Source organism: Luteimonas terrae (assembly GCF_031457535.1).
Lineage (GTDB): Bacteria > Pseudomonadota > Gammaproteobacteria > Xanthomonadales > Xanthomonadaceae > Luteimonas > Luteimonas terrae_A.
This window is the reverse complement of sequence record NZ_JAVDWO010000004.1, coordinates 267,608-275,806: the sequence shown is the minus strand read 5'-3', so window position 1 is coordinate 275,806 and position 8,199 is coordinate 267,608. Positions and strand designations below refer to the sequence as shown.

Genomic DNA, 8,199 nt, shown 5'->3' with positions numbered 1-8,199 from the left:
CGCGCCCTCGGCGGCTTGCCACCGATGCGCTATGCGATGGCACACTCACCCACCACCTCTACTTTTGAATGACTCGAAAAAAGGAGGACGCTTCACCCCGGTTGTTCCACACGCCAACCAGCGCAGGTGTTCGACTGCCGCGCTCGGTCGCGTACACGGCGACGGAGATGTGCAGTAGTGGCTCCAGGTCCTCGGGATAGCGCAGCCGGAACCACGCATCCCGGTTGCCTCCGCGCTGCAGCAAGGTGCCGTCCCGTACATCGTCGATGACATTGCCGAGCATCGACCAGGGCGTGACGTTGCCCATCGCGCCCTCGCCGCCAGGCGTGTTGCTGGCTGAGATCCAGCGATGATCGAACTCCACGCTGACCCTGGTCTTCCTACTTCACTTCCACAGCTGACGCTCGCGATATCGCTGCTCCGAACGCGCATCGGCAGCTTCGTTGTCAGCGAATTCCGCGATGACCGACGGTTCTGGCAACTGGTGCGGATCTCCTGGCTCGATGGCACACTCCGCCTCCACTTCCGGTGGAAATACCGGTGCGCGGCAGCTCTTCATGGTCAGCCAGCGACTCAGAGTCAACGCGCCATAGATCGGGAACATCAGGTTCCACCGCAACGGATGCAGATTGGTGCCCATCATCAGGCACACCATCAGCCAGCAGTTGTGCCATGTCACTTGAGTGGAGAGCGCGATCATCCGGTCCGCCGGGTGGTCGAAGCACTTATCCGGCCCGTCCTCCATGTAGCGGCGGATCAGCTCCCATTCCTCCCGCACGCGGTTTTCATGGTCCCAGAAGTGGCCCACCGTAAAGGTTTGCTGGACCTGCCGGTGACGGCCGAGCACATGGCAGCGCAGGTCACGCAAGAGCTTGTTCTGTGCGCCTTGGCCGATATGGAAGTAAACGCTTGGATCGCCCCACGGCAGCGTAACCGTGCCGCCGGGACCATCGTGGCGGAAGAAGTAGATCTTGCGAGTCTTCCGATTAAAGCGGACTGGATAATGGGTGTACTGAAATACGTCTTTACTGAGAAGCAATAACCATTGCGCCCAAGCAACGCCAAAACAAAGCAAGCCAAAAAAAGCTATAAAAAATAACTTTGAAATGAAATTAATCCTGTGATTTCCAGTAATATCAAATAAAATGAATAAAAAGAAAGATATGAAGAACAGCTCGCCAATTAAAAATATTAAAGTCGGCAGCATTCCTTTTATCTTAAAAGTTCGGTCCACAAAGTCAATGAATGTCCCGTTGAACCGGATCATTCCGATAGCCTCGTCAGGACTGAAATTCTGCGAATTTTCGTAGGGCAGATAATTATTTCGCTCGTGATCATCCAGACCACGATCCAACTTAAATTTCGGATACCAGCCGGTCAGCATGTCATCGCACCTGCTGCAGCTCAGTCATGGCAGAACTTTGCGCAGCCAAATCTGGATACACACCCGAGATATTATTTCCAAAATACATGACCTTATCCAACCAACGCTGAGTATCGTCGGGCTTAAGCCAATCAACCACTACTGCCACTACCGCGCAAATAATCACAAGCACAATCGCCACGGGCGCTGCAATACCAGCGAATATAAAAATTGCTGCGGCGATAGACGCAACTCCCGCAAACATAGCTGTATATCCGTACGTAGCGTCCAGATTCCTATCGTTGTAGCCATCAACCGCAGTCACCCCTCCCATCACAACCCCACCAATACCCGTCAGCCAGCGCCCCACGCCTGCAATCACTGCTGCGCGGGTGGTCGCATTACGCAGCAGAAAGCGATTCGGCGTTGCCAGTTCCTGCGAGAACCATGGCAACTTGCTCCCTGCCGCACCTACACCTTCCGCGCCGATGCCTAGCACACCCACCACACTTGCTCCGAAATTAGCAGCCTTCAGCCCACGCTCCCCTGCTGCCGCCTTTTTGTACTCGGCGCTCAGTTGGCCCAGGCTGCCGCCCGCGAAGATCAGTCCCACCACCCCCAGGCCCAGCGAGCGGTTCCCCAGGTTGCCGATACTCTGCCGCAACAGGCCGCGGAATTCGTGCGCGCGATAGTGCTGAGGTAGCGCGGCCCGATAGCTGTCACCGGGTGAGATCGCACGAATGTTCAGCGCGTTCATCAGCCTGACCTGGTTAGCATTCGCAAGCACCACGTAGCCGAATCTCACGCTACCCGGCCCACTGGTTGGTGCGCCGCCCGCCCGCAACGCTTCGCGTGCGGGCCTGCCGGCGCTCACCCGGTCCGGCAAGCCTGCCTGGATCGCGATGGTCGCCGCCAATGCTCGCGACGCATTCTGCGGACTGACATGACCGACCAGATCGATGATTTCTACCAGCGGGTCCTCCACCTTCACAAGCGCACCCAGCAAGCCTATCTGCATCTTGTGCGGCAACTGCGTGATTGCACCCGTCGCTAGACCGTTTACTCGTCTCCCCACCATAGCGGTCAGGGGACCCGCCAATTGCTCCGTGTACTTGGCCAAATTCTCGAACGCCCCCGTGAGCTTTCCCGCGCCTTGCGCGTCCAGCAGTTCCTTGAGCGCATTGAACAGCCCACCCGACAGGGCTCCCCAGTCGATCGATGGCCCCTCCCCCTGACTGGCGACGGCAGACTTCCAAGCCGCCACTGCCTTGTCCTGGTTCCACACCTGCGCTCGCAGAACGAAGGCCGTCGGTTGCTCCGGATCTTCCTCGTCCAGGCAACGCGCGATGTGGTTGTACACCACACCACGCGATGCGGCGTCCTGCAGCATGACCGCCACCGCTTCCTGGTACTGGATGCCGCTGTCGATATCGTCTGGATCGAAGTTGCAGATCATGTGCTCGTGCAACTGCGGGGCTTGCAGCCACCATACGAACGCATCGTCGAGTGCTTGCAGGTGCGCCTCATAGAACGCTTTCTGTTCCGTCGGATAGGTTTGCGTCAACCACACGTCGTATCCGTCCCCGTCCTTGAGATGTTTGCGGTATTTCTCCCAGGATTCCTCACCGAGGCGAAGCACAGTCTCCTCGTCCTCCACCTTGAACCAGTCATCTTCCCATTCGTCCACCGGCAGCATGACCTGGTTGCGCGCGGTCGGGCCGGCAAGCACACCCACAAGTGCGCGACCCACAAATGCGCGGTCCCGCCGCCGATGCTGCTCCCCTTCCAGGGCGCCGTTCCTGATCGCCTCCCGTAACGAGATGACAGCTGAAGCGCAGGCCTTCTTCTCTTGTCGCTCCGGCTCCTGCTCCCACTCCACAATGCGTTCGAGCACCAACTGATTGATGTCCGCGGCGATACCGATCGGATCGTCCAGCGCTATGAGCGCCGGGGTTACACCCTGCGGATGGTCCGGTGTCATCTGGTGCGCGGCCTCTCTCGCTTTCGAGCGCAACTGATCCACTTGGCCCTGATCAAGCGCAACGCAGTCGGACATGCTGTGATCGAACGGCCTCGCTCCCGGTTGCACCGATACGGTCGCTAGGGTGGGAATGCCTCGCGGATCGTCTGTTTGCGGCCGGTAGTCAGCCGCCAGTTTGAAGTCGGAAACCTGATCGGCCGCTCGGTAGAGGCTGTCCACATGCGGCTGCGGTGTCGGCGTTGCAGCCCAAGCGCCTGCATCGATCTGACGCATGTGTCTCTGCCGGTACGAAGCCTGCCGATGGCGCGCAAATACCGCCGGCGTCCAAGGCGTTCCACTAAATGCCAGCCACAACACCGTCGTCTGTTTTGCGTCCGGAATCACGATGCACTTTGCCAGTGCCGACGCGCCATGCCGTGAGCACACTGCCTGCGGACCATCTTCCTGCGGCGGCGGCGAGGGGTCACGAATGTCGAACTCGGTCAAGTCGCCGTAATTGTCCGACTGGTACGCCGCCCACTCGTCACGGGACTCGTTGAACACGTATAGATAGCCGCTACGCAACAGGCGAAGCGTGTATGCGGCTGCGTCAGGAAGTTCGATCGACTGTACACCGTCACCGAACGGCGCCTCCAACTGTGGCGCCTTGGTGCGCACGCTGTCGTCGTGGCGCGCGACCGCGTAGCGCGCCGGCAGGATGGGCAGACCGAACTTGGTGCAGTTCGGGCATGGTGTTTGCTGGGGCTGATCGGTCGTTGTCATGCTCGTCAATCCTTGTACAAAGCCACGAAGCGCATTGTCGGCGTGGGGGATCGTCTTACGGCATGGAATCCCATGCCGCGATACTGCTGGAGTTCACTCACAAGGGGCGCGCAGCCCTATTAATACCGCCGGGTGCAGTGCGCTCTAGCCCTCGTGCCAAATGCTGGCGCGCGTACAGCATCACATCCACGTCCTGCACCAGCCCTTGCCGCCCTGCTTCCAGCAGGCCTTCGAGTAGGCCGCGCGCAGTGTCGTCGTCGGTAGCCTCGCCTGCAGCGGAAAGATCACGCAGGCAGCCGTTCAACGCCTCGAACTGCTCCACCGCCTCCCACTGTTTGGCATCCAGACGCAGCCGCGGATGTCGTTGCACAACCGGGCAGCTCCACTGGTGCCAGCGCCTGCAAAGCGGATCGAAACCCAACCAGGTTTGCGCCGGCCCCATGAGTGCCGCCACTTGATCATGGTCGAACAACCATTGCAGGTGACGGAAGACGCGCGGATCGTGATAGCGCAACCATACATGCCGTCCTGCGCGTCGGAGCAGCATGTTGGCCAGAAGGTTGGGCATGACCCTGTCGGGTGGCCGCGAACTCGAAAACAGCGCGCTGAACAGCGGCATGTGGTGGCGGCGCGCCCACTGATTAGTGCGTTCGAGCAGTTCGAGCCGCCTTGGCTCGTTGACACTTGCCAGGCGGACAAGCAGCGGCATCATTCGGTGGTGCCGTTCGAGTCCTTTCGGAATCATGCGCTGGGCATCGAGATCGCCGTACTGATCACTGCTGACCTGCATCGGATTGATGATGGCGTAGTCCTGAGCCAAGAACAGCCGATGCTCCAATTCAACGATCATTGGATCACCCCAGGCTCACGACACCTGCGCCGCCGGCATCGGCCCGCTTGGCGTCGAGTTCGCAGAATTTTGGCTCCGCTTCGCCGAAAGAAAGCGGCTGCGCAGTTGCTGACCGTGCCCCCACCAACTCCTTCCTGCTCGCCTTGAACTCCACCACCCCGGGCGCGCCCAGTTCGATGTTGCCGCCTTCGAGCTTGAGATAGGCGCCCTGCGCGGTCAGTAGCACATGCTTGTTGGGGGCGGAAATCTCCACATCCGCTTGCGTGCTCGCAATCGTGACGCTGGTCTTCGCGGCCACTTTCGCTTCGTTCTTGTGCGCACGTGCACTCACCTTGCCCTGCGCGGCATGCAGCGCGATGCCGGTCTCCTGGTTCGGTTTGCCGGCAGGCGGTTTGCCGCCCTGGGTGAATAGTGCGATGCCGTCGGCTGCGGCAACCACGGTGCCGGCCTGGCTCATCCAGTCGAGATCACTGCCGGCGAGCAGTGTGGTGCCGGTGCCCGACACCCAGGCCTGGTCGGCCGGGGTCAGGCTCATCACGCCGGCCGGGCTGCCCAGCAGCAGTTGCGGGGCGCTCCAGCCGGGGGCCTCGCCGTCCCCACCGCCGATGGGCGCGCTGTCGTCGCTGCGCCCTGAGCCGCCACTGCCCTGCTGGGTGGCCTGCAGGTCTTCCTGCAGCGCCTGCAGGCTGGCCTGCGCTGTCAGGGTGTCGGGATCCTCGGGCAACGTGGCCTGCTGGCTGCGCGCGGTGTCGGCCAGCGCCTGCAGCAACTGCTCGCCTTCGGCCAGTTGCGCGAGCGCCTGCGGCGCGGCGAGTTGCTGCGTGCCGGGCTCGGTGGTCAGCAGCAGGCCGGCGCCGGCGCGCACGGCGCCGGACGCGTCGGTGGACAGTTCCACGCCGAAGCCGCGCTCGCCCTCGCGCACGTTGTCCTGCCCGCCTTTCAGGTGGCCCAGGGTCAGCGTGGTCTGATGCTGCGTGGTGGCCAGCTGCGCGCGGCCCTGGCCGGGCGTGTCGTCCAGCCGCAGCTGCTGGTAGCCGCCGCTGCCGGTCTGGCTGTCGGCCAGGGCCTGGCTCTTGAGCCCGGTGAACACGGCCGCGTGCGCGTTGCCATCGAACCACGACGGCGCGTTGCCGGTGGCGCCACCGCCGCCGCTGGCGACCTGGTTATGGGGCGCGTCCGCCTGACCGCGGCCGTTGTAGAGCGCGCCGATCACCACCGGGCGGTCGATGTCGCCCTCGAGAAACGCGACCAGCACTTCCTGGCCCTTGCGTGGGACCACCACCCCGCCCCAGTTGTCGCCCGCCCAGGGCGTGGCCACGCGCACCCAGGTCCAGGCGCTGTCGGTGCCGGGGGCGTTGTCGTCGCCGCCGGGATGCGCCTCGCCCCCACTCGCGTCGTGGCCTCGCTGCCACGGGAACTGCACCTTGATGCGGTGGTCGCGGTCGGTCTGCAGCGGCGCGCCGTCGCTGACGACGATCGCGGTCTGGGTGCCGTATACGGTGGGTCGTGGGTGCGCGCGCAGGCCGTGGCCGTCGACCGTCTTCGGGCGATAAGGCACGCCCGCAGGAATCACCGAGAACGTGTTGCGGTAGAAATGCTCGCGCGGATCGACGGGCTGCTTGGCAGCATGCTCGGCCCATGCATCGATTGGCGCATCAGCATCCGCCATCAAACCATCCGGCAGTCCCAATGGCGTGCGCGTCCATGCGCCCAGTGCGTCCTCGGCCGCATCGAAGACTTCGGCCTCCAGATTGTTGCGCCCGCAATGCGCCACGCGCACGCAGGCGAAACGTGCGCCCTCGGGGTCACGATGTGCGAAATGCTGGGTGAGCGCGAACACGCCACCGGGCGCAAGGGCGCGCCAGCTGCCGCTGCCCTCGATGCGGCAGGCATCGACCTGCAACGCCTCGACCTGGCGGCCGATCCGGCGCTCGCCTGATGCCGCGTCGTGCCAGGCATACGGGCCAGCCGTGTCGGAATCCACCGGGGCGACGTCGCCGTGCGCCTGCCCTGCCATGTCGAGCGGGCGCCGATCCAGGCTGCGATAGTCCCAGCTGGCGCGCGTCAGCCGCGCGGTCTGCAGACGCCGCGCGTCCGACCACTGCTGGATGCTGTCGTGACGCTCGGTCACATCGCTGCGGTGGTAGCGCACCGCGCCCAGGTCCAGGAACGCGTCGGCATGGTCGGCCAGCACCAGCGTGTGGGCACCGCGAGTCTCGGAGGCAGCGTCTCCCTCATGCTCGAACCAGGCGTAGATGCCCTCCTCGGCCAGCAGGCGCTGGAGGAAGGCGAAGTCGCTCTCCTGGTACTGCGTGGTCAGGCTGCGCCGCGCGTAGATCCCGCGATCCGCCAGATCCCAGCGCCAGGCGGGGACCAATGGTCCGGCCCCGGCGTAGTCGGCCAGCACGTCCTCGACGATGTCCATCACCGTCATGTCCTGGAACACGTAGCTGTCGACGCGATGACGCAGGAACGCAAGCCAGGGCTCGAGCACAAGCCGGTAGCGCGCCAGTCCCCCATTGCTCCCCACCCGCTCGCATGCGGTGACGTGGGCGTGGAAGGGACGATAGCCGGTATCGGAGGTCAGCAGTTCAAGCAGCAGGGGCGCGCCGAGCATCGCGCCAAGATCGAGATGCGCGTCCGCCGACAGCGCCAGCACCTCGAACCGGAAGCCGTTGCCATCCAACGATTCCTCTCCCGCGAACTGCTCGGGCACGAGCACGTCGACGCCCAGCGCGGTATGCAGGCGGAGCAGTCGGTCCTGCTGCCCGGGGGCGGCGCGCAGGTGGGTCAGTGCGGTCTGGATTGCATCCATTGCATTGCTCCTTGCCGGATGCGGCTCTCCCTGAGCCAGCAACCATCGGCGTCGCCGACTTGGCGACGTGCGTCCAGTCAGGTGGTGATGCGCTCGAGTGTCAGCGACGGGCTCTCGGTGCAATGGAGAACAAAGCTGCGCGCTCCCGCCGTCACCACCACTTCCCGCGTATTACTGACAAGCCGATTGGCAGAGTGTGTGGGCGCAGAAGCCTGCTGGATGCGCCACGGCATCCGCGACAGACGTGTTGCGAGCATATTTGCATCACCGCGGGCGTCCCATGACGCCTGGTCGAGCAGATCGACGACATGCTCGGGATGGATGCGGTTCCATGCGCGCACGGAGGCGACGTCACGGCCCGCACGACCGAGCGCGGCGCTGTCGCAGTTGGCGATCGCACGACCGCGATCGAGTCCATAAAAGTCCAT

6 protein-coding genes are annotated in these 8,199 nt (G+C 63.3%); all 6 read right to left on the bottom strand.

What is annotated here, in order from left to right; translation table 11 throughout:
- Positions 1-58: 58 nt before the first annotated feature.
- The gene (locus J2W68_RS06820) at positions 59-364 is read right to left on the bottom strand and encodes a hypothetical protein (protein WP_310233888.1); all 306 of its coding nucleotides are present in this window, start codon (positions 362-364) and stop codon (positions 59-61) included.
- Positions 365-385: 21 nt separating this feature from the next.
- The gene (locus J2W68_RS06815) at positions 386-1,384 is read right to left on the bottom strand and encodes a DUF6708 domain-containing protein (protein ID WP_310233885.1); all 999 of its coding nucleotides are present in this window, start codon (positions 1,382-1,384) and stop codon (positions 386-388) included.
- A 1-nt stretch (position 1,385) separates the two neighbouring features.
- Positions 1,386-4,106 (bottom strand): T6SS effector BTH_I2691 family protein, encoded by a 2,721-nt coding sequence (locus J2W68_RS06810; protein WP_310233882.1) that lies wholly within the window; start codon positions 4,104-4,106, stop codon positions 1,386-1,388.
- Positions 4,107-4,203: 97 nt separating this feature from the next.
- Positions 4,204-4,956, bottom strand: a complete 753-nt coding sequence (locus tag J2W68_RS06805) for a DUF4123 domain-containing protein (protein ID WP_310233880.1) — start codon at positions 4,954-4,956, stop codon at positions 4,204-4,206.
- Between the two features lie 4 nt (positions 4,957-4,960).
- Positions 4,961-7,771 (bottom strand): type VI secretion system Vgr family protein, encoded by a 2,811-nt coding sequence (locus tag J2W68_RS06800; protein ID WP_310233878.1) that lies wholly within the window; start codon positions 7,769-7,771, stop codon positions 4,961-4,963.
- A 77-nt stretch (positions 7,772-7,848) separates the two neighbouring features.
- Complete coding sequence (locus tag J2W68_RS06795; RefSeq protein WP_310233875.1) at positions 7,849-8,199, bottom strand: hypothetical protein; 351 nt, start codon at positions 8,197-8,199, stop codon at positions 7,849-7,851.